This is a genomic window from Litchfieldella qijiaojingensis (genome assembly GCF_014651875.1).
GTDB classification, from domain to species: Bacteria; Pseudomonadota; Gammaproteobacteria; order Pseudomonadales; family Halomonadaceae; genus Litchfieldella; species Litchfieldella qijiaojingensis.
On record NZ_BMXS01000016.1, the window covers coordinates 66,276 to 88,809 of the forward strand.

At 61.9% G+C, this 22,534-nt stretch carries 23 protein-coding genes; 11 read left to right on the forward strand and 12 right to left on the reverse strand.

Annotated features, from left to right (window positions below):
- Positions 1-47: 47 nt before the first annotated feature.
- From IE093_RS15045 to tal, 4 genes are read left to right on the forward strand one after another with little or no spacing between them, the layout of a single operon-like run.
- A complete protein-coding gene (locus IE093_RS15045; RefSeq protein WP_189470589.1) occupies positions 48-1,124 on the forward strand; it encodes a zinc-binding dehydrogenase in 1,077 nt (358 codons plus the stop codon).
- Between the two features lie 11 nt (positions 1,125-1,135).
- Positions 1,136-2,680: an FGGY-family carbohydrate kinase gene (locus IE093_RS15050; RefSeq protein WP_189470591.1), complete on the forward strand. Its 1,545-nt coding sequence runs from the start codon at positions 1,136-1,138 to the stop codon at positions 2,678-2,680.
- 10 nt (positions 2,681-2,690) lie between these two features.
- The gene (locus tag IE093_RS15055; RefSeq protein WP_189470593.1) at positions 2,691-3,422 is read left to right on the forward strand and encodes an SDR family oxidoreductase; all 732 of its coding nucleotides are present in this window, start codon (positions 2,691-2,693) and stop codon (positions 3,420-3,422) included.
- A gap of 58 nt (positions 3,423-3,480) precedes the next feature.
- Entirely contained in the window at positions 3,481-4,440 is a 960-nt protein-coding gene (gene tal, locus IE093_RS15060; RefSeq protein ID WP_189470595.1) for a transaldolase, read from the forward strand.
- A 112-nt stretch (positions 4,441-4,552) separates the two neighbouring features.
- Here the strand turns inward: tal and IE093_RS15065 are convergent, their stop codons facing one another.
- The 4 genes from IE093_RS15065 to phaR form a co-directional block, all read right to left on the reverse strand.
- Positions 4,553-5,551, reverse strand: a complete 999-nt coding sequence (locus tag IE093_RS15065) for a LacI family DNA-binding transcriptional regulator (RefSeq protein WP_189470597.1) — start codon at positions 5,549-5,551, stop codon at positions 4,553-4,555.
- Positions 5,552-5,576: 25 nt separating this feature from the next.
- A complete protein-coding gene (locus IE093_RS15070) occupies positions 5,577-6,449 on the reverse strand; it encodes a phosphoribulokinase (RefSeq protein ID WP_189470599.1) in 873 nt (290 codons plus the stop codon).
- A 16-nt stretch (positions 6,450-6,465) separates the two neighbouring features.
- Positions 6,466-7,752: a phosphoribosylamine--glycine ligase gene (gene purD / locus IE093_RS15075; RefSeq protein ID WP_189470601.1), complete on the reverse strand. Its 1,287-nt coding sequence runs from the start codon at positions 7,750-7,752 to the stop codon at positions 6,466-6,468.
- A gap of 82 nt (positions 7,753-7,834) precedes the next feature.
- On the reverse strand, positions 7,835-8,284 hold the full coding sequence (gene phaR / locus IE093_RS15080; RefSeq protein ID WP_189470603.1) for a polyhydroxyalkanoate synthesis repressor PhaR: 450 nt from the start codon (positions 8,282-8,284) through the stop codon (positions 7,835-7,837).
- 82 nt (positions 8,285-8,366) lie between these two features.
- Here phaR and IE093_RS15085 point away from each other — a divergent pair, with 82 nt between their 5' ends.
- Positions 8,367-9,080 (forward strand): 16S rRNA (uracil(1498)-N(3))-methyltransferase, encoded by a 714-nt coding sequence (locus IE093_RS15085; protein ID WP_189470605.1) that lies wholly within the window; start codon positions 8,367-8,369, stop codon positions 9,078-9,080.
- Here IE093_RS15085 and IE093_RS15090 read toward each other — a convergent pair.
- The 8 genes from IE093_RS15090 to IE093_RS15125 form a co-directional block, all read right to left on the reverse strand.
- Positions 9,066-10,364, reverse strand: a complete 1,299-nt coding sequence (locus tag IE093_RS15090) for a lytic murein transglycosylase (protein ID WP_229803616.1) — start codon at positions 10,362-10,364, stop codon at positions 9,066-9,068. The genes IE093_RS15085 and IE093_RS15090 overlap by 15 nt on opposite strands.
- 86 nt (positions 10,365-10,450) lie before the next feature.
- A complete protein-coding gene (gene mnhG / locus IE093_RS15095) occupies positions 10,451-10,855 on the reverse strand; it encodes a monovalent cation/H(+) antiporter subunit G (RefSeq protein WP_189470606.1) in 405 nt (134 codons plus the stop codon).
- Positions 10,848-11,117 (reverse strand): MrpF/PhaF family protein, encoded by a 270-nt coding sequence (locus IE093_RS15100; protein WP_189470609.1) that lies wholly within the window; start codon positions 11,115-11,117, stop codon positions 10,848-10,850. The genes mnhG and IE093_RS15100 overlap by 8 nt, the downstream gene beginning before the upstream one ends.
- 25 nt (positions 11,118-11,142) lie before the next feature.
- Complete coding sequence (locus IE093_RS15105; protein WP_189470610.1) at positions 11,143-11,616, reverse strand: Na+/H+ antiporter subunit E; 474 nt, start codon at positions 11,614-11,616, stop codon at positions 11,143-11,145.
- Positions 11,613-13,133 (reverse strand): Na+/H+ antiporter subunit D, encoded by a 1,521-nt coding sequence (locus IE093_RS15110; RefSeq protein WP_189470612.1) that lies wholly within the window; start codon positions 13,131-13,133, stop codon positions 11,613-11,615. Before IE093_RS15110 ends, IE093_RS15105 begins: the two co-directional genes overlap by 4 nt.
- Positions 13,130-13,477 carry a Na+/H+ antiporter subunit C gene (locus IE093_RS15115; RefSeq protein WP_189470614.1) on the reverse strand — a complete coding sequence of 116 codons (348 nt, stop codon included), beginning with the start codon at positions 13,475-13,477 and terminating at the stop codon, positions 13,130-13,132. Before IE093_RS15115 ends, IE093_RS15110 begins: the two co-directional genes overlap by 4 nt.
- A 33-nt stretch (positions 13,478-13,510) precedes the next feature.
- On the reverse strand, positions 13,511-13,939 hold the full coding sequence (locus IE093_RS15120) for a Na+/H+ antiporter subunit B (protein ID WP_189470616.1): 429 nt from the start codon (positions 13,937-13,939) through the stop codon (positions 13,511-13,513).
- Entirely contained in the window at positions 13,932-16,262 is a 2,331-nt protein-coding gene (locus IE093_RS15125) for a putative monovalent cation/H+ antiporter subunit A (RefSeq protein ID WP_189470618.1), read from the reverse strand. The genes IE093_RS15120 and IE093_RS15125 overlap by 8 nt, the downstream gene beginning before the upstream one ends.
- A gap of 261 nt (positions 16,263-16,523) precedes the next feature.
- On the opposite strand from IE093_RS15125, the gene IE093_RS15130 reads away from it, so the two are divergent.
- The 6 genes from IE093_RS15130 to IE093_RS15155 are packed head-to-tail and all read left to right on the forward strand — an operon-like array spanning position 16,524 to position 22,440.
- On the forward strand, positions 16,524-19,409 hold the full coding sequence (locus tag IE093_RS15130) for a monovalent cation/H+ antiporter subunit A (protein ID WP_189470620.1): 2,886 nt from the start codon (positions 16,524-16,526) through the stop codon (positions 19,407-19,409).
- Positions 19,409-19,756: a Na+/H+ antiporter subunit C gene (locus tag IE093_RS15135; RefSeq protein ID WP_189470622.1), complete on the forward strand. Its 348-nt coding sequence runs from the start codon at positions 19,409-19,411 to the stop codon at positions 19,754-19,756. The genes IE093_RS15130 and IE093_RS15135 overlap by 1 nt, the downstream gene beginning before the upstream one ends.
- Positions 19,753-21,270, forward strand: a complete 1,518-nt coding sequence (locus tag IE093_RS15140; protein ID WP_189470624.1) for a monovalent cation/H+ antiporter subunit D — start codon at positions 19,753-19,755, stop codon at positions 21,268-21,270. Before IE093_RS15135 ends, IE093_RS15140 begins: the two co-directional genes overlap by 4 nt.
- Entirely contained in the window at positions 21,267-21,764 is a 498-nt protein-coding gene (locus tag IE093_RS15145) for a Na+/H+ antiporter subunit E (protein WP_189470626.1), read from the forward strand. The genes IE093_RS15140 and IE093_RS15145 overlap by 4 nt, the downstream gene beginning before the upstream one ends.
- Entirely contained in the window at positions 21,758-22,027 is a 270-nt protein-coding gene (locus tag IE093_RS15150) for a K+/H+ antiporter subunit F (protein WP_189470628.1), read from the forward strand. The genes IE093_RS15145 and IE093_RS15150 overlap by 7 nt, the downstream gene beginning before the upstream one ends.
- A gap of 20 nt (positions 22,028-22,047) precedes the next feature.
- On the forward strand, positions 22,048-22,440 hold the full coding sequence (locus IE093_RS15155; RefSeq protein WP_189470630.1) for a Na+/H+ antiporter subunit G: 393 nt from the start codon (positions 22,048-22,050) through the stop codon (positions 22,438-22,440).
- The last annotated feature ends 94 nt before the right edge of the window (positions 22,441-22,534 follow it).

Sequence of the window (22,534 nt, forward strand, 5' to 3'; positions counted from 1 at the left end):
TCACCAGAAAACGACTCGTTCCATCCACGACATATCGGAGCTCTATCATGCCCCGCCAGCAAGACCAGATGAAAGCCGTCGTCTGCCACGGCCCCTACGATTACCGCCTGGAGCAGCGCGACATCCCGAGCGCAGGCCCCAATGAGATGATTCTCAAGATCGTCGCCTGCGGCATCTGCGCCAGCGACTGCAAGTGCCGCTCCGGCGCGGCGATGTTCTGGGAAGGCGATGCCCCTTGGGTCAAGGCCCCGGTAGCCGCTGGCCACGAGTTCTTCGGCGAGGTCGTCGAACTCGGCGAGGGCGCCGGAGAGCACTTCGGCGTATCGCTGGGCGATCGCGCCATCGCCGAGCAGATCGTGCCCTGCAACAAGTGCCGCTACTGCACCTCGGGCAAGTACTGGATGTGCGAAGTGCACAATATTCACGGCTTCCAGCGCGTGGTTGCCGAGGGAGGCATGGCCGAGTACCTGAAGGTTGGCCCGACCGGCCGAGTGCACCGTATCCCCGAGTCAGTCAGCGATGACGATGCCTCCTTCATCGAACCCATGTCGTGTGGCATCCACGCGGTCAACCGCGCCGACATCCAGTTCGACGACGTGGTGGTGATCGCCGGTGCCGGCGCCATTGGCCTCGGCATGGTCCAGGCCGCCCACCTCAAGACGCCGCGCAAACTGATCGTGGTCGACATGGTCGACGAGCGCCTGGAACTGGCCAAGACGTTCGGCGCCGACATGGTCCTGAACCCCGCCCGCAACGACGTCGAGGCTGAGATCAAGGCCGTCACCGACGGCTACGGCTGCGACGTCTACATCGAAGCCACCGGAGTTCCGGTGGGGGTGACCCAAGGCCTCAACGTGATCCGCAAGCTGGGGCGCTTCGTCGAGTTCAGCGTGTTCGGCAAGGAAACCAGCGTCGACTGGTCGATCATCGGCGACCGCAAGGAACTGGATGTGCGCGGCGCCCACCTGGCGCCCTACACCTATCCGATCGCCATCGACCTATTCGCTCGCGGCCTGATCACCTCGAAGGGCATCGTCACTCACCGCCTGTCCCTCGACGACTTTAGCCACGGCTTCGACCTCGCCGACTCCACCGACTCGATCAAGGTCATCCTCAAGCCGTGAAGGAGATCGACATGGATACCGTCATAGGCATCGATATCGGTACCCAGAGTACCAAGGCCATGGTGATCGATCGCCATGGCCGGATCTTGGCCCAGCATAGCCATGGCTACCGCGTCGACACCGCCAGGCCACTTTGGGCCGAACAGTGGCCGAACGTCTGGTGGGATGCCGTGCTCATCTGCATCCGCGCCTGCCTGGCAACCCCCGGGATAGATCGCCGTGGCGTCAAGGGTCTGTGTGTCAGCAGCCTCTATGGTGGCTCGGGAATTCCGGTCGATGCTGACATCCGCCCCGTGCACCCCTGTCTGATCTGGATGGACCGGCGCGCCGAGGCCCAGGTCCAGTGGGTCAAGGAGCATCTCGACCTCTCTCGCCTAGAAGCCGTCACCGGCAATGGGGTGGACAGCTATTACGGGTTCACCAAGATGATGTGGCTCAAGGCCGAGCGCCCCGAAGTCTGGTCACGCACCCGCTACCTGCTGCCGCCCAACAGCTATATCAACTATCACCTGAGTGGCGAAATCGCCATCGATCACAGCTCGGCCGGCAATATCGGCGGCATCTACGACCTGGCGGCGCGCGACTGGTCAGCGGAAATGATCGATGCATTGGACCTCGACCGAGACAAGCTACCCACCCGACTGGTCGAGTCGGGCGCGACTGTCGGCGGCCTGCTGCCGGCGCTGGCCGACTCGCTAGACCTGTGCGATGGCATCCCCGTGGTCGCCGGTGGCGTCGATGCGGCGATGGCCACGCTAGCGGCGGGTGCGACCCGGCCCGGCAATCACGTCGCCATGATCGGCACCAGCATGTGCTGGGGAGTGATCAACCAACGCCTTGATGCCGGGCAGGGGTTGATCAGCATGCCGCATGTGCTTAACGGTGACCGAGACCTGTATACCTTTGGCGGTGCCCTGACCGCCGGAGCGTCGGTCAGCTGGTTCGTCGATACCTTCTGCGGCGAGGACAAGGCCGCCGCCGGGGATGGTAGCAGCGTCTTCGAGCGTCTCGAGTCGCTTGCCCGTGAGCTGCCCCCGGGTGCCGATGGCCTGCTGTTCCTGCCCTATCTGATGGGAGAGCGCAGCCCGGTATGGGATGCCCATGCCAGTGCCGGTTTCATCGGCCTCAGCCTGTATCACCGCCGCCACCACCTGTATCGCGCCGTGTTGGAAGGCGTGACCTTCGCCCTGCGCCACAACATGGAAGCGGGGGTGCGGCAAGGGGTAACCCTCGACCCCCGACTCATCGTGGTCGGCGGTGCCACCCAGTCGGATCTATGGATGCAGATCATCTCCGACGTGACTCGCATGCCGGTCTACACCTACCGCGAGGATGTGGAGGCGGCCCTGGGGGCCGGCCTGTTGGCAGGACAGGCCATCGGATTATTCGACCTCGACCAGCCCTTGCAGCATGGAACCTTGATCGAACGTGCAAAACCATCCGACGAGGCAGCGCGTCGCTACGAAGAACTCTTCGCGTTGTATTGCCAGCTCTATCCGACTCTCAAGCCAGTCATGCACCGGCTCAATACGATCAGCTCAGCAGTGACCGATTGAAGGACGCGCCATGAACTTCGAACTCCAGGAAAAACGCATACTCGTCACAGGAGCGACCAGCGGTATCGGGCTCGATATCGCCTGGTCGCTCACCGAACTCGGCGCAGAGCTGGTGCTGTTCGGTCGTAACCGGGACAAGCTCGTCGAACTCGAGCAGGAGTTGGGAGCACGTACCCTGGCACTCGACATTACCGATGAGGCCGCGGTATCCGAGGCCTTCGCCGAGATGCCCGCCCTTGATGGTCTGGTCAACTGCGCAGGCATCTCGCGACTCGAATCCGCGCTTCGGGTGAGGGCTGAGGACCTGGACGCCCTGATGACCACCAACGTGCGTGCGGCCGCCATCGTGGCCCGAGAAGCGGCGGCCAACATGCTCGCTCATGGACGCCATGGCAGCATCGTCAACGTCTCCAGCCAAGCGGCCATGGTCGCGCTCGAAGGTCACCTCGGCTATTGCGCATCCAAGGCCGCCATGGATGCCATGACACGCGTACTGTGCCTCGAGTTGGGGCCGAAGGGCATTCGCGTCAATAGCGTCAATCCGACGGTAACCCTGACGCCCATGGCCGAACGTGCCTGGTCGGATCCCGCCAAGCGAGATCCCATGCTTGCCGCGATTCCCTTGGGACGCTTCGCCACCCCCCGGGAAGTTGCACTGCCGGTGGCATTTCTGCTGAGCCGGTCCGCTTCGATGATCAGTGGTACCTGCCTGCCTATCGATGGTGGCTATACCGCCCACTGATATCTTGTTATCCGGCCATCCCAGTCCCCTTTTCTTATCTCCAATGGAACCCGACGATATGCCTTCTCAGCTCGACACCCTGAAATGCTTCTCCCTGGTGGTAGCCGATACCGGCGATCTCGACGCCATCCGCCGTTACCAGCCCCAGGACGCCACCACCAACCCCTCGCTGATTCTCAAGGCCTTCGAATTGCCCGGCCATCAGGCGCTGATCGACGAGGTGCTCGCGGCGATCAAGGCGACGGGCGGCGAGCGCCAGCCCCAGGTCGAGCAGGCCGTCGACGAACTCGCCGTGGCCATGGGCGCGGAGATCGCCCGCGCGGTACCAGGCCGGGTGTCCACAGAGGTGGCCGCCCGACTGTCCTTCGACATGGAAGCAAGCATCCGCAAGGCCCACGAGCTGATCGAGCGCTACGAACGACGCGGCGTGGCGAAGGACCGGGTGCTGATCAAGCTGGCCGCGACCTGGGAAGGCATCCGTGCCGCCGAGGTGCTCGAGAAGGATGGCATCCAGTGCAACCTGACACTGCTGTTCAGCGACGCCCAGGCCCAGGCCTGTTTCGATGCCGGAGTGTTCCTGGTCTCGCCGTTCGTCGGCCGGGTCAGCGACTGGTACCAGCAGGCGACCGGCCAGGACTTCACTGCCGATACCGACCCCGGCGTGCAGTTCGTGCGCGGCGTCTGCCAACGGGTCAGCCAGGGCGGTTACGACACCGTGGTGATGGGCGCCAGCTTCCGCACCACCGGCCAGGTACTGGCGCTGGCCGGCTGCCCGCGCCTGACCATCTCGCCGACCCTGCTCGAGGAACTGGCCGCCACCGATGGTGAGGTGAAACCTAAGGTGCTCATGACCCGTAGCGGCGGCCCGCGCCCGGCAACGCTCAGTGAACCCGAGTTCCGCTGGGGCCACAACCAGGACGCCATGGCCAACGACAAGCTGGCCGAAGGCATCCGTCGCTTCGCCGAGGACCAGGAACGTCTTGAGGACCTGATCGCGGACCGGCTGGCGAGCCTCTGACCCGATAACCGCCTGACCCTAACCGCTTCGTGCTTTCCAACGGTCACGGCTCGAGTGGTCAAAAGGGCGATGGACGCTGCACGGTGGCGGGCGGAAGCCCCCACCTCCGGGACTAGCGCAATAGAGTGGCAGAGATCACGACCTCGCGGGCGGCAGTGGCGGGGTCGTCGATCTGCTCGAAGAGCAATTGAATCGCTTCGTGTCCCGCCTGGTAGGTATCATGAACGGCACACGGCACCGATACATCGAAAATATCGGCATATGGAAGGCGATCGACACCCACCACGAGAACATCGTCCCGGGAAACATGGGCATCGTGCAAGGCGCGCATCGCACCCAGCGTAATCAGTTGGTTAAAACCGAAGACGGCTTGGGGAAGCGCACCTCGACGCAGATAGTCGGCCATGTCGCGGTAAGCCGGTTGAAGGGTGTAGTCACCCGGTCGCTGTTCAAGCGTCAAGGTGACACCAGCAGCGTCATAGGCCCCCTTGAGACCAGCCAGGCGTTGTTGCGTGATCTGCGAGCCACGAGGGCCAGTCAATGCCAGCACCTGCTGGATGCCTTGCTTCACCAACTGCTCGCCGAGCAATCTTCCCGCACGGTGGTTGTCCAGTACGACGCGACTAAAATCAGCAACGTTCAAGGTACGGTCCAGCATCACCACCGGCAACCTGGCCTGACGCAGTCGATCGAGATAGACGGGACGATACTCCGCATCGTCGGAGACGGGAGACAGGATGATACCAGCCACCTGGTAACTGAGGAGGGTCTCGATCGCCACTTCCTCGAGTTCCGGCGCGCCATCAGTATCGATGAGCATGATGGTGTAGTTCTGCTTCTTCGCATCACGCGAAATCGCCTTGATCACCTCGCTATAGAAGGGATTGTCGACACTCGCTGTGACCAGGCCGATCAAGCGATTCTCGCGACTTCTGAGGTGGCTGGCGAAAGCGTTAGGGACATACCCCAGTTCCCGAGCCGCGGCGAGAATCTTTTCTCGTGTCTCCGGCTTGACCTTGTCAGGTTTGTTCAAGGCACGCGACACCGTCATGTTGGTCAAGCCCACATGCTTGGCGATGTCGGTAATGGTCACCTTATTGCGTCTTGCCATGCCTCACCCGAGATGCCAAGCCAGTTCAGCGAAAACGTCGCTGAGCAAGCAGGTGCCGCACCAACGGTGCGAGAATCAGTTCCATGGCCAGTGGCATGCGGGCTCCCGGCACTACCAGTGTATGCGGGCGACTCATGAAGGAGTCCTGGATCATCGCCAGCAGATAGGGGAAGTCCACCGTGGAGGGATCGCGGAAGCGGATCACCACGAAGGACTCGGCATCGGTGGGGATATCCTGGACCTCGAAGGGGTTGGAAGTATCCACCGTAGGGACGCGCTGGAAGTTGATATGGGTACGCGAGAACTGCGGCTGGATATAACGCACATAATCGTGCATGCGCCCCAGGATGGTATCGATTACCGCCTCCTGGGAATAGCCACGCAGCTTGGTGTCGCGGTCGATCTTCTGGATCCACTCCAGATTCATGGTCGGAGCCACCCCGACCAGCAGATCCACGTGGCGGGCGATGTCATGCTCGGCGGACACCAACCCGCCATGCAGGCCCTCGTAGAACAACAGGTCGGTGCCACAGGGCAGCGGCTGCCAGTCGGTGAAGGTACCGACCCGGTGGCCACCCTCGATCATGCGCTTGTCTTCGGCATGGATATAGTGTCGATAGGTACCGGTGCCATGCTCGCCGTACTCTTGGAACAACGCCTCGAGCCGGTCGAGCAGGTTAGCTTCAACGGCGAAATGCGACAGTTCGTCCTTGCGCTCGGGTTCCTCGCGAAAGATCCGCGCCAGTTCATCCTTGGTATAGCGATGAAAGGCGTCGCCGTCGACCATGGCGGCATGCACGTCCTCGCGGGCAAACATGCGCTCGAAGGTACGCCGGACCGTGGTGGTACCGGCCCCCGAGGAGCCAGTCACAGCGATGATCGGATATTCCCGCGACATCAGACAACGCTCCGAGTCAAGTCTCTCTGGCGATGGCCCGATGGGCGATATCGCGCCGATAGTGCGCATCAGGCCAGTGAATGGCCGATACTCCCCGGTACGCCGTATCGCGTGCCTGCGACACGCTCTCGCCCAGGGCAGACACACATAGCACGCGCCCTCCACTGGTGACGACTCGGCCTTTGTCGTCATGGGCGGTACCGGCATGGAACACCTTGCAATCGAGGCTATCCACCGTGTCGAGCCCTTCGATGACATCGCCCTTGCGATACTCTCCAGGATAGCCACCGGCGGCCATCACCACCGCAACGGCTGGGCGAGGATCCCACTCGCAACGCTCGCCGGCCAGGCGCCCCTGGGCACCGGCCAGGCACAAAGAGGCCAGGTCCGATCGCAGGCGCTGCATGATTGGCTGGGTCTCCGGGTCGCCGAAACGACAATTGTATTCGATGACCTTGGGTGCACCTTCAGCATCGATCATCAAGCCGGCATACAGAAAGCCGGTATAGGGATGGCCCTCGTCGGCCATGCCGCGTACGGTGGGCAGGATGACCTCGTCCATGATCCGTTGGTTCACCTCCGGCGTCACCACCGGCGCCGGCGAATAGGCTCCCATGCCGCCGGTATTGGGGCCAGCGTCGCCGTCGAGGGCACGCTTGTGGTCCTGACTGGTGGCCATGGGCAATACGGTCTTGCCATCGACCATGACGATAAAGCTGGCCTCTTCGCCCTCCAGGTACTCCTCGATCACCACACGTGCCCCGGCATCGCCGAAGGCATTTGCCTCGAGCATGTCACGAATCGCGGCCTCCGCTTCCTGCTCGGTCATGGCCACGATCACCCCCTTGCCGGCTGCCAGACCGTCGGCCTTGATGACGATGGGGGCGCCTTTCTCGGCCAGGTAGGCCAATGCCGGCTCCACGGCGGTGAAGGTCCGATATTCGGCGGTTGGAATACCATGACGGGCCAGGAAATCCTTGGTGAAGGACTTGGAACCCTCGAGCTGAGCCGCGGCCTGAGTGGGACCGAAGATGGCCAGACCAGCAGCCTGGAAACGATCGACCACCCCTGCGACCAAGGGTGCCTCGGGGCCGACGATGGTCAGGTCGATTCCGATGCGGCGGGCGAAGGCTTCCAGCCCCTCGAGGTCGCTGGCCTCGATCGCCACATTGGTCAGCCCCGGGTCCTGTGCCGTACCGGCATTGCCCGGGGCAACGTAGACCTCTTCCACCTGCGCGGACTGAGCGACTTTCCAGGCTAGGGCATGTTCGCGGCCACCGCCGCCGATGATCAGAACCTTCATCTGGGAAACCTTGATCGATGGTTATGGAAAATCGGCGTATTATGCCAGAAAGTGATCGCCTCTTCCCGCGAGCTTCGCACGCTCAGTCTTCGTCGTCGTCCTTGCGACTGCGCTGATTGATGGTCTGCTGCCAGAAGCGCATGTTTTCCTCGGCCAGCTCGCGCATGAGCTCCATCGGCGAATGCTGCATGGCCTGCTGCCACTGATCCTGCATGCGCTGCTGCTGTTCCAGCATCAGGCGCGTGCCCTGCTCCAGATAACGCGCCAGCGGCAGCGGTTGCGACATGGCATAGACACGGATCAACTGCTCCAGCAGGCCGTTGGAGAATACTTCGGCTTCGCTGTCGGCCTGCTCCTGTTCGATGATGATCGACAACAGGATCGTTCGGGTCAGATCCTCACCGGTCTTGGCATCCTCGACGCGAAACGGCACCTCATCCAGAATCAGCCGACGCAGGTCCTCGAGGGTCACGTAGCGGCTCTGCTCGGTATCGTAGAGCCGACGATTGGCATATTTGCGAATCACGCGCACGGCGCTGCTCCTGATTTGTCGTCTTTGCTGCTATTGTGCACCGCGCTAAGCTTTCAAGCCAATCCGCGTGCATCGAGTCCCCATGAACCTGATCCTGCTCGCCGCCCAAGACCTTCTCGACGACCACTGCGCCGTGGTTCGCGACCCACGCCGCCTGCGTCATCTGCGCGAAGTGCACCGCGCCAACGTTGGCGACGAACTGACGCTGGGCGTGGTCGGCGGCAAGCTCGGCCGGGGACGATTGACCCAGCTCGACGCCGACGAGGCACGATTCGAGGTCGATCGACTCGATCAATCCCCTCCCCCACCACTGCCGGTGCACCTGGTACTCGCCCTGCCACGACCGCGCATGCTGGCACGCTCACTGGAACATGTCACTGCCCTGGGGGTAAAGCAAATCACCTTGTTGCATACCCGGCGGGTGGAAAAAAGCTACTGGCAATCCCCGGAACTCAGGCCCGAGAAGATCCATCAGCACCTGGTGCTGGGGCTCGAACAGGCTCGTGACACCGTACTGCCCGAGGTGAACCTGGCGACCCGCTTCAAACCCTTCGTCGAAGACCGCCTGCCCGGCCTGCTCGAGCATCGTCGTGGGCTACTGGCCCACCCCGGCATGCGCGATGCCTGTCCGCGTGGCATCGACGAGCCCACGTTGCTGGTTATCGGCCCGGAAGGCGGCTTCATTCCTTATGAAGTCGAGCGGCTGCTCGAAGCCGGCTGCCATGGCATTCACCTGGGCGGACGCATCCTGCGCGTGGAAACGGCGGTCACGGCGCTGCTGTCACGACTGTTCTGACTGCAGCCGTTCCAGCAATCGCCGGGTGGCGAAGCCATCCGGTATGTGGTCGATGCTACGCTGGTATTCACGCAGCCCGCGACGCGTATTGGGGCCCATCACCCCATCCGGCGTCCCGGTATCGAAGCCCTGGGCGTTGAGCCGCTGCTGCATTTCACGCACCTGACTGCGCGACAACGGTTGTTCGTGACGGGGCCAAGACTGGGCTACCGTACCACGCCCAGCGATTCCATCGGCGAGCGTCCCCACCGCCAGAGCATAGCTGGTGGCGTTGTTATACCGCAGAATGGCCCGGTAATTGGGGCCGACCAGAAACGCCGGACCCTGCGCACCGGCGGGAGCGATCACCGAGGCAGAATCGAAATTCGGCAAGGCCCCGCCAGCCAAGGGACGCACACCCTGTGACGCCCACTCCTGGCTGGACAGGTGGGTGGAAAGCTCGGTCCGGGAATAGTCGAAGCCATCCGGTAGCACGACTTCCCCCCCCCAGGGCTGACCGGAGCGCCAGCCGGCCTCTGCAAGATAGTTGGCGGTGGAGGCCATGACATCGGGAATGCTGCCCCAGATGTCACGGCGTCCGTCACCATCGCCATCCACTGCATGACGTTCGAAACTGGATGGCAGAAACTGGGTATGCCCCATGGCCCCGGCCCACGATCCCTGCATGCGCTCACGACTGATATCGCCTCGCTCCAGGATGCGCAGCGCCGACATCAGCTCGTTGCGAGCGAAATCCGGGCGACGGCCGTCATACCCCAGGGTGGCCAGCGCATCGATGGTCGAGAAGCTACCGAAATTGCTGCCGTAATTACTCTCGATCCCCCAGATGGCCGTCACGATTTCCCGAGGCACACCGTAGCGACGTTCCATTTCTCGAGCGGTGTCGCCATGCTCGGAGAGCTTGGCACGCCCTTGGTCGATCCGCGTCGATGATACGGCGATATCCAGGTATTCCCAGATCGGACGTACGAACTCCGGCTGCGAGCGATCAAGCTCGATGACTCTCGGTTGGTAGCTCACCCTGTCGAAGGCTGCCGCCAGAGTGGCTTCGTCGATGCCTTCGGCACGTGCGCGGGCACGGAAATCGGTGACCCAGGCCGCGAAACTGGCAGGTCGCACGACCACTTGGGAATCGTCGACTGCCGCGGATGCGGTAGCGGGGGAAGGCGTCGTTTCGTGCGCCTGCGGCGTGACCTTGGCGGCCGCCGGCCGGGAGCCTTCAGGAGTGGCCTGGCAACCGGCCAGGGCCATCAACAGCAGCGATGGGATCAGAATCTTGCGCATGGTCATCCTTGTGAGCGTGCTCGTCAGGCCGGACGAAGGGTGCCGACCGTCCGAGTCGCGAAGAGGTCGGTGCATGATAACTCGGCTCACCGGGTGTCGGAATCCTGAGGCAGGCGTTGCGCGTTGGCCTTGGTTTCCAAACCGCTCTTCAACTCGTGGGTCAGGGGGTCGTAGTTGGGACGCAGCTCATCCTTGACCGTGCCGCTCCACAACTTGGTTCCCAAGAAATAACCGGCGCGCCCGATGACATGAGCGGCAACCGGCGCTGTCATCAGCACGAAGACGATGACACCGAAGGCCCTGGCAACCACCGCCACCTCGGCGAAATGCAGTGCCACGGCCAGCATCACCAGTGCCACACCCAGAGTGGCGGCCTTGGTGGTGGCATGCATGCGCGTCAACAGATCCGGCAAACGCAATACCCCTACGGCCGCCAGCAACATGAAGGAGGCTCCGGTGAGCAACAACGCCCCCTTGATCACCTCAATCATCCTGCGGTCCTCCGCGTTCCAGAAAGCGGGCGAAGCCAATGGACGCCAGAAAAGCCATCAACGCCATGACGATGGTCACATCGAGAAAGCTGGCCACGTCGGTCATGATGGCGATGACGCCAATGACGCCGACGATCAGCGTCGAGAACAGCTCCAGCGCCACCACCCGATCCGGTAGCGTTGGTCCTTTGACCAGACGTACGAACGCCAGGCACATCGCCAGCGTCATCAGCGCCAGGGTTATGCCGATCACGATGTCCACATGACCTCCTCGGTGCGTAACATCCTTAGCGAAACAGCTCCAAGGCACGTCGCTCTAGCTCTGCCAACCCTCGACGCAACTCCGGCTCATCATCCAGGAACATGGCATGGATATACAGCACCCGGCGGTCGTCGGATACGTCCAGGCTCAGGGTACCGGGTGTCAGCGAGATCAGGTTGGCGACGAAAGTGATCTCGAATTCGGTCTCCGCCTTGAGCGGCATGGCGATCACGCCGGGCTTCATGTACCAGGGCGGCGTCACGATGTCGAAAGCCACACGCAGATTGGCCTTGACCAGTTCGCCCAGGAAGAAGCCGACGAACATCACAATACGCGGCAAGCGCTGGGAGTAGCCGTCCAGTGCCTCGACCTGTGACTGAATCAATGCCAGGGTGACATAACCGAACACCAGACCCGCGAGTAGATTGGGGCCACTGAAATCGCCGGTCAGGACCACCCAGGCCAAGGCCAACAACAGATTCCAGGCCGCGCCGATCATGGTGTCACCCCCGTCGAACGCCCCATGACGGCCTCGATATAACGCGTGGGGTCCAGCAATTGCTCTGCCGATGCTTCCGCCAGGGCATAGATAGGCTGCCCATAGAGGCCGATGAACAGGGTACACAGCGCCAGACCGACGATAGGCAGATACATCTGCCACAGTTCGCGTTGGCCGATGGGGGCGACTTCCGGCTCATCCTTTCGAGTCTCGGGTGGCGCCTTCCAGAAGACCTCGGCCCAGATCTTGATCATCGAATACAACGTCAACAGCCCCACCAGCAAGGCAATGAAGGTCACGCCATAGGCCTCGGTCTCGATACCGGCCCGTATCACGATGAACTTGGCGAAGAATCCCGACAGCGGCGGCACACCCGCCAGTGACAACGCCGGGATCAAGAACAGTACCGCTAACCAGGGATGGCTCCGATATAGCCCACCCAGCCGCTTGAGCTCATAGCTGCCACACAGGCGGTTGACGAAGCCACTGACCAGGAACAGATTCGTCTTCACGATGATGTGGTGCACGATATAGAAGACACCGCCAATGATCGCCAGCGGCGTGAACAGCGCCAGGCCCAGGATCATGTAGCCGATCTGGCTGACGATATGGAACGACAGGATACGCCGGAACTCGAACTGAGCCGTCGCGCCCAACACCCCCGAGAGCATGGTCACCCCAGCCCCCCACAGCAGGATCTCGTGGGTATAATCGGGATTCTGGTTGAAGATCAACGTAAAGACCCGGAACAGGGCATAGACCCCGACCTTGGTCAGCAGACCGGCGAACAGCGCCGATACCGCCACCGGCGGGGTATGGTAGGACGCCGGCAGCCAGAAGAACAACGGAAAGGCGGCCGCCTTGATACCGAAGGCCACCATGAACATCACGGCCAGCACATCAACCATGCCGTTCCCCTCGACCTGCCCAAGGCGCTGGGCGATATCGGCCATGTTGAGTGTCCCCACCAAGCCATAGAGCAGCCCCACCGCGGAGAGAAAAATCACCGAAGACAGCAGGTTGAGGGTCACATATTTGATGGCGCCCTCCATCTGCGCCTTCTCGCCGCCGAGGATCAGCAACGCGAAGGACGCCACCAGCATCACCTCGAACCAGACGTAGAGATTGAAGATATCGCCGGTGAGAAAAGCCCCGGCGACGCCGGCCAGCAACAGATGCATCAGTGGGAAGTAACCGAAGGCCTCATGGCCACGCCCGGTAGTGGCCAGCGAATAGAGCGCTACCGCGAAGCCGATGATGCCGGTCATCACCACCATGATGGCACCGAGCAGATCGGCGACCAGGCTGATACCGAAGGGAGCCTGCCAGTTGCCCATCTGCATGACCAGGATGCCGTGCTCGCTCACCGACGACAGCAACCACAGGCCGCTCACCAGCAGACTGCCGGTACCGGCCACGGCGACGAAGCGCTGCACCAAACGCTGCCGCCAGAACAGCAGCGAGACCACTCCCGACAGCAACGGGATCAGGATGGGCAGCGCGACTTCAGTGCTCACGTATCGGTATCCTTCATCTTGTCCAAATCGTCGGCCTTGACGATCTCGTAGGCTCGGCGAATCAGTACCACGGCGAAGGACAGTACTCCGAAAGCGATCACGATGGCGGTCAACACCAACGCCTGCGGCAAGGGATCGGCGACTTTCCCCAAGGGCTCGGCGAGCCCCTCGGGCACCAGGGGTGGCGCCCCCCGGGTCAAGCCGGCAGAAGTAAAGATGAGTAGATTGGCCGCGTTGGACAGAAGCATCAGACCGATCACCAACTTGACGATCGAGCGGCGCAGCATCATGTAAATCGCCGCCGCATAGAGAATGCCGATCACCACGGCCATCAACGGTTCCATGGCTTTCCTCCATTGCCTATCACCGGTCGTACCTCAGCCGTCATCCCGGCCTCCATCCATCAGCCCCACCACTGCCGTCAGCACCGAACCCAGCACCACCAGGTAGACGCCGATATCGAAAATCAAGGGGGTCGAGAACGTGAAACCGATCAGCGGGATCGTCCACCACTGGGCGGTCATGAAGGGCTGGCCGTGCCACCAGGCAGGCAATGTCGAGGCCACCCCAAGGAAAAGCCCCATCCCGATCAGGTCCTGGGGGGCAACCCGCAGCATGGCACGAGTCGCCTGAGTGCCATAGGCGAACATGTAGAGCGCGAACGCGCCGGCCGCCACCAGGCCGGCGATGAAGCCGCCTCCCGGTTCATCATGGCCACGCAGCAGCAGGAATACCGAAAACAGCAACTGCAACGGCATCAGCAAGCGTGCCGCGACGCTGAGAATCAACGTACCCGACCTAACCATCCCTAGGCTCCTTTCGTTCGGGTTGGCGTCGAGCATCGTATTCATCGACGTGGAAGCTCAACATGGCGTAGACCCCGATGGCCGCCAGAGCCAGCACGAACACCTCCCCCAAGGTATCCAAGGCACGAAAGTCGACCAGGATCACGTTGACGATGTTGTGGCCATGACCCTCAGGCTGACTGTTGGCAATCATGTAATCGGCAATGCTCGGGAACAGTCGCTCATCGAGCACCGTCAGTATCAGCAACGTCATAAGCAACCCCGTGGCACCGGCGACCACCAGATCGCGAACCCGCTCCAACGTGGTGGACAGGCTGGCGAAGCGCGGCAGGCGAAACAGCACCAGGATCAACAGGATTACCGTGAGGGTCTCGATCAGTAACTGGGTGATACCCAGATCCGGGGCACTGAAGATCACGAAGGTCAGGGCGATACAGAAGCCCATGACGCCGACCGAGGCCACTGCGGCGAGCCTCAGGCGCATGATGCAGGCAGTGACCGCCCCAGCCACCATCAGTCCGGCCACCAGCGCCTCATGAAAGCGGACATCCAGGGCGAAGGAAAAAGCCAACCCATGCCGGGACCACAGGGTATAACCGGTCAGGCCGACCAGTACCATCAGGGTCATGACCAGATAATTGCGGATATAGCCATTCTGCAGCATGCGTGTCTGCCAGACGGAGATCGTCACGATCAGATCCATGATCTTGAAATATCCCATTTCCGGACCACGCGCGAACAACGGCTCCAGGGACCGCATCCAGATCCGCCAATAATCCCAGTAGCGAAAGATCAGCAGCCCTAGCACCAGGCTCACCAGCGACAGCCCCAAGGGCAGGTTAACGCCGTGCCATAGAGATAGCGAAGCCGGCAGCGGCGCACCGTTCACACTGCTGGCGGTGGCTCCCACCAAGCCGGACGCCAGCCCAGGCATCAGCCCCAGCAACAATGACAGGCCAGCCATCACCAGCGGACCAGCAAGCATCTCGGGAGGCCCTTCGTGCGGCGCCCTGGGCATTTCGCGCCTATTCCCGAAAAACGGCCGTAGCGCGACGATGGCAGCGGCGGCCAGAGTCATCACCGCCGCTGCCAGACTCAGCGCCGGCAGCAAGACTGTGAAGCGTTCGGCGTGCAGAACAGACGTGAACATCAGTTCCTTGGCAGTGAAGCCGAACAGCGGGATTACCCCACCCAGCGACAATGCCGCGACGCCGGCGCAGGTGGCGGATACCGGCATCACCCGACGCAACCCGCCCATGGCCGAGATATCCTTGGTGCCGGTTTCATGATCGAGAATGCCCGCGACCAGGAACAACGCCCCCTTGTACAACGAATGTGCCAGCAGGAAGGTACCGAAAGCGATCATGGCCTCTTCGGTACCGATACCCAGCAGCATGGTCAGAGTGCCCAGCGCCATGATCGTGGAATAGGCCAGCAAGGACTTGATGCCGGTATGACGCAGAGCCAGGAAGGCTCCCGTCACCATGGTTACGGCCCCGAACAGCGACAGCAGCGTCACCCAGGCTTCTGTGCCGCCCATGCCTGGCTGCATGCGTGCCAACAGATAGATGCCGGCCTTGACCATGGTCGCCGAATGCAGGTAGGCGGAAACCGGTGTCGGTGCCGCCATGGCGTTGGGCAGCCAGAAGTGGAACGGGAATTGAGCCGACTTGGTGAAGGCACCGGCCAGCAGGCAGAGTAGAATGGGCAGGTAAAGGGGATGGGCGCGCAGGGTATCGCCTTGGGCCACCAGCGTCTGCAACGACCAGCTTTCCCCGACGACGGCCAGCATGACCAACCCCGCCATCAGCGCCAGGCCTCCAGCGACAGTGACGAACAACCCTTGCGATGCTGACTTGCGGGCCTCGGGGTCGGTATGGTTGAAGCCGATCAGCAGATAGGATGTGATGCTGGTAAGTTCCCAGAATACGAACAGGGCTACCAGGTTGTCGGCCAGCACCAGGCCGAGCATCGACATCATGAAGGCCACTAGCACCACATGGAAGCGAGCCAGATCGGGATGCCCCTTGAGGTAAGCGCTGGAATAGACCAGCACGAAGACACCGATCACACTGATCAGCAAGGCGAACAGCAATGCCAGGCCATCGAGCAGGAAGGTCAGTTCAATGTCCAGGCCCGGCACCCAGGCTTGCTCGAATACCAACACCTCGCCGCCGACCACTGCCGGCAGTTGAGCGAACAGCCACAGCGACAGGGCGGCAGGCAACAGGGCCATCACCAGGCCGGCACGGTCACCGAACCAACGGTGCAGCAGCGGCGCGAAGGCCGCCAATACGAAGCCTCCCAATACGGCCAGTTGCATGCCCCTTGGTCTCCTGTCACCGTATCCCGATCCGGCATTGCCAACGCCTGCTCCAGGCTGTCGAAAAAAGTGCCTGGTCACCGTTCGCAGCGGCACTGCGCTCCCATCTAGAGCAAATTAGACTCTATCGATTCACATCGATGGTAATCAACAACTGGATCGGAAAGCCTGCGTGTCCGTTTCCTTTACGATAGAGTATGGCGGCGTCGATAGGCTCAATCACACCCCTATTTCGATGGACCCACGCAGGACAATCGATCGATGACATTGCTTTGGATTCCCTTGTTGACCCTGCTAGGCGTGCTGGTCCCCGCGCTCACCGCAAGACGTGGGCGCGGCTTTTGCACGCTAGCCACGGTAACGCTACCGGCCATGGCCCTGCTCCTCACCCTGAGTCAGGTGCCCGCTTTACTCGACGGAGAGCTTCCCCGCGTCGCGCTTAGCTGGATTCCCAGCCTAGGGCTTGACCTAGCCTTCCGTATGGACGGCCTCTCCCTGATGTTCGCCACCTTGATCCTCGGTATCGGCCTGCTGATCATCCTTTACGCCCATTTCTATCTCTCGGCAGGGGAGCCCTACGGCCGTTTCTATGCCTATCTGGTACTGTTCATGCTGTCCATGCTTGGCATCGTGATGGCCGACAATCTCCTGTTACTGTGGATATTCTGGGAGCTGACCAGCCTGTCGTCCTTTCTGTTGATCGGCTATTGGTCACACTGGACGGATGCCCGCAAGGGTGCCCGCATGGCCATGACGGTAACCGGCGCAGGGGGGCTGGCGTTATTGGCAGGCTTCCTGTTGCTGGGTGATATGGTCGGCAGTTTCGATCTGGGCGTAGTGTTGTCCAGTGCCGATGTCATTCTCGCTGACCCACGCTATCCCGTCATGCTGGTGTTGGTGCTGCTTGGTGCCTTCACCAAATCGGCGCAGTTTCCGTTCCACTTCTGGTTGCCACACGCCATGGCGGCACCAACGCCGGTCTCTGCCTACCTGCATTCGGCAACCATGGTCAAGGCTGGCATTTTCTTGATGGCGCGCCTGCATCCGGCACTCGGCGACAGTGAGCTGTGGGGATGGCTGGTGACCCTGACCGGTATGACCACTTTCCTGTATGGCGCCTGGTTCGCCCTGCTCAAGACCGACCTCAAGGCCATCCTGGCATTTTCCACCGTTAGCCACCTTGGACTGGTCACCGCGTTGCTGGGTATCGGCAGTCCCATGGCGATCCTCGCCGCGCTGTTCCATATCCTCAATCACGCCACCTTCAAGGGTGCGTTGTTCATGAGCGCCGGGATCATCGACCATGAAACCGGCGCCCGTGAGCTCGGCAAGCTGGGCGGATTGCGCCGCGCCATGCCGATCACCGCCTTGTTGACCACCATCACCGCGGCGTCCATGGCCGGGGTACCGTTGCTCAACGGTTTCCTGTCCAAGGAGATGTTCTTCACCGAGACCCTGGATACGGCGCTGCTGGGCGGCCTGGGCTGGCTGCTGCCAGTGCTGGCCACGCTCGGGGGCATCCTGTCGGTGGCCTATTCCCTGCGCCTGGTACATGGTGTCTTTTTCAAACCCGCCAAGGAGGTTCCTCCCAAGTCTCCCCATGAGCCGCCACGCCTGATGCGCGCGCCAGTGGAGCTGCTGGCCACCTTGTGCGTCGCCGTGGGACTATTCCCTGCGGCCCTGGCCACCGGGATACTCGATCTGGCCACCCGCGCGGTACTGCGCGAGCCGCTCGACTTCCACCTTGCCATCTGGCACGGCGTCAACCTGCCACTGGTGATGAGCCTCGCCGCCCTGGCTGCCGGGATCACCGCCTATGGTCTGCACTCGAACATCCGACACTTTGCCCGCCAGTTCGCGCCAATAGATGCCCGACTGGTTTTCGAGGGGACTATCCAGTCCCTGGTCGCCCGCACTCAAACGCTAACCCACCGGCTGGAGAACGGCTCGCTGCAACGCTACATGAGTCTGCTGCTGGGCACGGCACTGCTGCTGGCCACCCTGGGGCTGGTCGAACTGCCTGAGCTCGCCGGCGACAAGCCCACCCAACCGCTGGATGCCATGCTGGTGCTGGGCTCGGCGCTGATGATCTTCGCGGCGTTGGGCACCGCGATCACCCATCGCTATCGCCTGATCTCGCTGCTGATGCTGTCGGTGGTGGGGCTGGTGGTATCCCTGACCTTCGCCCGCTTCTCCGCACCCGACCTGGCGCTGACCCAGTTGTCGGTGGAGGTGGTGACCATGATCCTGCTGATGCTGGCGCTGTTCTTCCTGCCACAGAAGACGCCACAGGAATCTTCGGCAAGCCGCATTATCCGCGACCTGGTCTTGGCCGGCACGCTAGGCATGGTGGTGGCAAGTCTCAACTACGCAGTACTGACTCGTGAAATCGACAGTATCGCCGGTTTCTTCATCGCCAACAGTGTCCCTGGTGGCGGTGGCCACAACGTGGTCAACGTGATTCTGGTCGATTTCCGCGGTTTCGATACCTTGGGCGAGATCACCGTACTGGCACTGGCCGGCCTGGCGATCTTCAAGCTGCTGAATCGCCTGCGCTTGTTCATGCCTCATAGTGATGGCGAGGGGCGGGTCTGGTCGCCGGACCGTTATCCGATGATCCTCACCACCGTATCCCAGGCGCTACTGCCCTTGGCGCTACTGGTCGCGGCCTTCATCTTCCTGCGCGGCCACAACATGCCGGGTGGCGGTTTCATTGCCGGCCTGGTCACCGCCGTGGCATTGATCCTGGTGTACATGGCGCGTGGCGTGGAATGGACTCAGAACCGGCTCGATTTCCCCTACCAGCCGGTGGCCATTGGCGGGGTGGCCGTCGCCACCCTCACTGGGCTGGGGAGTTGGTTGTTTGGCCGTCCTTTCCTGACCTCGGCATTCGGTCACTTTCATATCCCGCTGGTCGGCGATATCGAGCTGGCCACCGCCATGCTATTCGACTTGGGCGTTTACCTGGCGGTGGTTGGCGCAACCCTGATGATCCTCGCCAACTTGGGCAAACTGACCACACCGCATCGCCCGACCAAGGAGGCGCCAGCCGTTTCCCGCAAGGAAACGCCAGCACCTCCCAGCGAGGAAGCGCCTCTGATCCTCGACACCGAGAAGTCCCAGCGCCCCAGCAAGGAGAAAGCCTGATGGAAAGCCTTTATGCCATTACCACCGGCATCCTTACGGCCTGCGGCCTGTTCCTGACTCTGCGCGGTCGCACCTTCCCCGTGGTCGTCGGCCTGACGCTGCTGTCCTACGCGGTCAATCTATTCCTGTTCTCGATGGGCGGGCTGACCACCAACGGAGCGGTCATCATCGATGGCCCCAGCAACTACGCCGACCCTCTGCCCCAAGCCCTGGTGCTTACCGCCATCGTCATCGGCTTCGCCATGACCGCCTTCGTGGTCATCCTGGCGATGCGCGCCCGTGGCGACCTGGGCAATGACCATGTCGATGGCGGAAAATTCGAGGAGTTTCGGGAGGACCGTCGATGATGCAGCATCTGGTCATTCTGCCTATTGTGCTGCCATTGGTGGCCGGTGTCGTCTTGCTGCGCAGCCGACAGGGTAATACCCATCACAAGCGTGTGATCGGCGTCAGTGCCACCGTAGCACTGCTGGCGGTAGCCATTGCCCTTGTGATCAAGGCATCGAGTGGCGAGGTGACTTACTATGCCGTGGGCGACTGGCAGCCACCCTTCGGTATCGTCATGGTGCTGGACCGCCTCTCGGCACTGATGATACTGCTCACGGCGATCCTGGCACTGGGTTGCGTGGTATTCGCCTGCGCCGGCGACGATGAGCAGGGCAGCAACTTCCATGGCCTCTTCCAGTTGCAGTTGATGGGCATCAACGGTGCCTTCCTGACCGGCGACCTGTTCAACCTGTTCGTGTTCTTCGAGGTGCTGCTGCTGGCCTCCTATGCCCTACTGATGCACGGTGGTGGCAAGGCACGCATTCAGGCCGGCGTGCACTATGTGGTCCTCAATCTGGCCGGATCGTCGCTGTTCCTGATTGCCGTTGGCGTCCTCTATGGCGCCACCGGCACCCTCAACATGGCCGACATGGCCGTACGCCTTAGCGAACTGAATCCCGAACGCGCCGGGCTGGTCAGTGCCGGGGCCCTGCTGCTGCTGGTGGTGTTCGGTCTCAAGGCCGCCATCCTGCCACTCTACTTCTGGATGCCGCGCGCCTATGCCGCGGCACCGGCGCCAGTGGCGGCACTGTTCGCCATCATGACCAAGGTGGGAATCTACGCCATCCTGCGGGTCTATCACCTGGTGTTCGGCGATCATGCCGGACCGCTGGCGGCCCTGGAGCAGCCTTGGGTATGGTGGCTGTCACTGGCGACACTGGTGGTAGCGGCCATTGGCGTGCTGGCGGCACGCGACCTGCGTTTGCTGGTCGCTTATCTGGTGCTGGTGTCGGTGGGTACCCTGCTGGCAGGTATCGGCATTCACACGCCCCAGGCCATAAGCGCTCTACTTTTCTATCTCGTGCACACGACCCTGGTGACTGGCGGCTTGTTCCTGCTCGCCGAACTGATCGGCTTGCAACGCGGCAAGGCCAACACGCGCCTGGTCAAGGGCCGTCCCCTACAGAACGGAGGCCTGCTCGCCAGTCTGTTCTTCCTCAGCGCCGTGGCCGTGGCGGGACTACCGCCACTCTCCGGAGCGATCGGCAAGGCACTGCTGCTCGATGCCACGCCGGCGGACCACCAGCCTTGGCTGTGGCCGATCCTGCTGGGCGCAGGCCTGTGCTCGCTGGTCGCCCTGTCGCGTGCCGGCTCGACACTGTTCTGGCGTAGTCACGAGGGCGAGCCCAACCGTGCCCCATTGACACGACGCCAGTTGTTCGGCGTGTCGTGGCTGCTCGGTGCCTCGCCCTTGCTGGTGATACTGGCCGGTCCGGTCAGCGATTATACCCAAGCCACGGCCGAGCAATTGGCCAGCCCCGACCCGCATATTCAGGCGCTGCTGCCTGAAGCTGTTGCTGGAGGTGATACATGATCACACCACGCTCCTGGCTGCCTACACCTCTACTGTCGATCCTGCTGCTGATCGTATGGTTGTTGTTGGTACGCAGCCTGTCCCTCGGCCATATCCTGCTTGGCGCCACCCTGGGTGTCGCCATCCCGTTGCTGACCCGACGCTTCTGGGACGATCAGCCGATGGTCAGAAAACCCTGGCTGCTGCTGCGTTTCATGTTCCGTGTATTGATCGACATCATCATCGCCAACCTCCTGGTTTCGTGGATCATCATCAATCCCTGGCGGCGTTCCCGCCCTGCCTTCATCGAGTATCCGCTGACGCTGGAGCACAGCTTCCCGATCACTCTACTGGCCAATACCATCAGCCTGACCCCTGGTACGGTCTCGGCCAATCTGCGCATGGATGGCAGAACGCTGCTGATCCACGCCCTGGATGTGGACGATGAAAAGGCCTTGGTAGAGGAAATTCGCGAGCGCTACGAGCAGCCACTCAAGGAGATCTACGAATGCTAGATACGGCACTGTGGATCAGCCTGGCACTGATCCTGATGGCTCTGGCTCTGAACGTCTATCGTCTCATTGTGGGCCCGGACATGCCCGATCGTCTGCTGGCGCTGGATACCATGTATGTCAACTCCATCGCCCTGATCGTGCTGCTAGGGTTGTGGCTTAATACCAAGACCTATTTCGAGGCGGCATTGCTGATCGCCATGCTTGGTTTCATCAGTACCGTAGCGGTCTGCAAGTATCTGCTACGCGGCGACATCATCGAATAAGCCGAGGAAAGGAACACGACATGACCTATTACGTGATTCTGGAAGGTGTCATCGCCTTTTTCCTGGTCGCTGGCGGCGCCTTTACCTTCATCGGCTCGCTGGGCATGGCTCACTTTCGCGATTTCTACATGCGCTTGCACGGCCCCACCAAGGCCACCACCATGGGCATCGGCAGCACTCTAGTCGCCTCGATGCTGTATTTCGGGGTTATTGAAAGTCAGCCGGTCGTCCAGGAAATGCTGATCACCCTGTTCCTGTTCATCACCGCACCAGTGTCCGCACACCTGCTGGCCAAGACCGGGCTTCACCTGCAATTGCGCCACGCTGACAAGACTCGTGGCAAGCCGGTCGAATTGCGCAAGGAAGAAATTGGCGAGAAGCCGGTGCCACACCCCGACAAGGGGCATGGCTGACACAGGGCGCTACGCGCCGGTTACGAGTCGCGGGCCTCGGGCTGCGAGCCCCCGTAGCCGTAGTTCTTAGCTCGTAGCCCGAAGCTCGTCGCCC

What these genes read in the sequence shown, in the direction of transcription:
- IE093_RS15150 (WP_189470628.1), top strand. Translation starts at nt 21,758, where the DNA reads ATGCTAGATACGGCACTGTGGATCAGCCTGGCACTGATCCTGATGGCT.
- purD (WP_189470601.1), bottom strand. Translation starts at nt 7,752, where the DNA reads ATGAAGGTTCTGATCATCGGCGGCGGTGGCCGCGAACATGCCCTAGCC.
- IE093_RS15155 (WP_189470630.1), top strand. Translation starts at nt 22,048, where the DNA reads ATGACCTATTACGTGATTCTGGAAGGTGTCATCGCCTTTTTCCTGGTC.
- IE093_RS15085 (WP_189470605.1), top strand. Translation starts at nt 8,367, where the DNA reads ATGAACCTGATCCTGCTCGCCGCCCAAGACCTTCTCGACGACCACTGC.
- IE093_RS15105 (WP_189470610.1), bottom strand. Translation starts at nt 11,616, where the DNA reads ATGATCGGCGCGGCCTGGAATCTGTTGTTGGCCTTGGCCTGGGTGGTC.
- IE093_RS15070 (WP_189470599.1), bottom strand. Translation starts at nt 6,449, where the DNA reads ATGTCGCGGGAATATCCGATCATCGCTGTGACTGGCTCCTCGGGGGCC.
- IE093_RS15120 (WP_189470616.1), bottom strand. Translation starts at nt 13,939, where the DNA reads ATGGTTAGGTCGGGTACGTTGATTCTCAGCGTCGCGGCACGCTTGCTG.
- tal (WP_189470595.1), top strand. Translation starts at nt 3,481, where the DNA reads ATGCCTTCTCAGCTCGACACCCTGAAATGCTTCTCCCTGGTGGTAGCC.
- IE093_RS15090 (WP_229803616.1), bottom strand. Translation starts at nt 10,364, where the DNA reads ATGCGCAAGATTCTGATCCCATCGCTGCTGTTGATGGCCCTGGCCGGT.
- IE093_RS15140 (WP_189470624.1), top strand. Translation starts at nt 19,753, where the DNA reads ATGATGCAGCATCTGGTCATTCTGCCTATTGTGCTGCCATTGGTGGCC.
- IE093_RS15145 (WP_189470626.1), top strand. Translation starts at nt 21,267, where the DNA reads ATGATCACACCACGCTCCTGGCTGCCTACACCTCTACTGTCGATCCTG.
- IE093_RS15115 (WP_189470614.1), bottom strand. Translation starts at nt 13,477, where the DNA reads ATGGAACCGTTGATGGCCGTGGTGATCGGCATTCTCTATGCGGCGGCG.
- IE093_RS15050 (WP_189470591.1), top strand. Translation starts at nt 1,136, where the DNA reads ATGGATACCGTCATAGGCATCGATATCGGTACCCAGAGTACCAAGGCC.
- IE093_RS15065 (WP_189470597.1), bottom strand. Translation starts at nt 5,551, where the DNA reads ATGGCAAGACGCAATAAGGTGACCATTACCGACATCGCCAAGCATGTG.
- IE093_RS15045 (WP_189470589.1), top strand. Translation starts at nt 48, where the DNA reads ATGCCCCGCCAGCAAGACCAGATGAAAGCCGTCGTCTGCCACGGCCCC.
- IE093_RS15135 (WP_189470622.1), top strand. Translation starts at nt 19,409, where the DNA reads ATGGAAAGCCTTTATGCCATTACCACCGGCATCCTTACGGCCTGCGGC.
- IE093_RS15055 (WP_189470593.1), top strand. Translation starts at nt 2,691, where the DNA reads ATGAACTTCGAACTCCAGGAAAAACGCATACTCGTCACAGGAGCGACC.
- IE093_RS15130 (WP_189470620.1), top strand. Translation starts at nt 16,524, where the DNA reads ATGACATTGCTTTGGATTCCCTTGTTGACCCTGCTAGGCGTGCTGGTC.
- mnhG (WP_189470606.1), bottom strand. Translation starts at nt 10,855, where the DNA reads ATGATTGAGGTGATCAAGGGGGCGTTGTTGCTCACCGGAGCCTCCTTC.
- IE093_RS15125 (WP_189470618.1), bottom strand. Translation starts at nt 16,262, where the DNA reads ATGCAACTGGCCGTATTGGGAGGCTTCGTATTGGCGGCCTTCGCGCCG.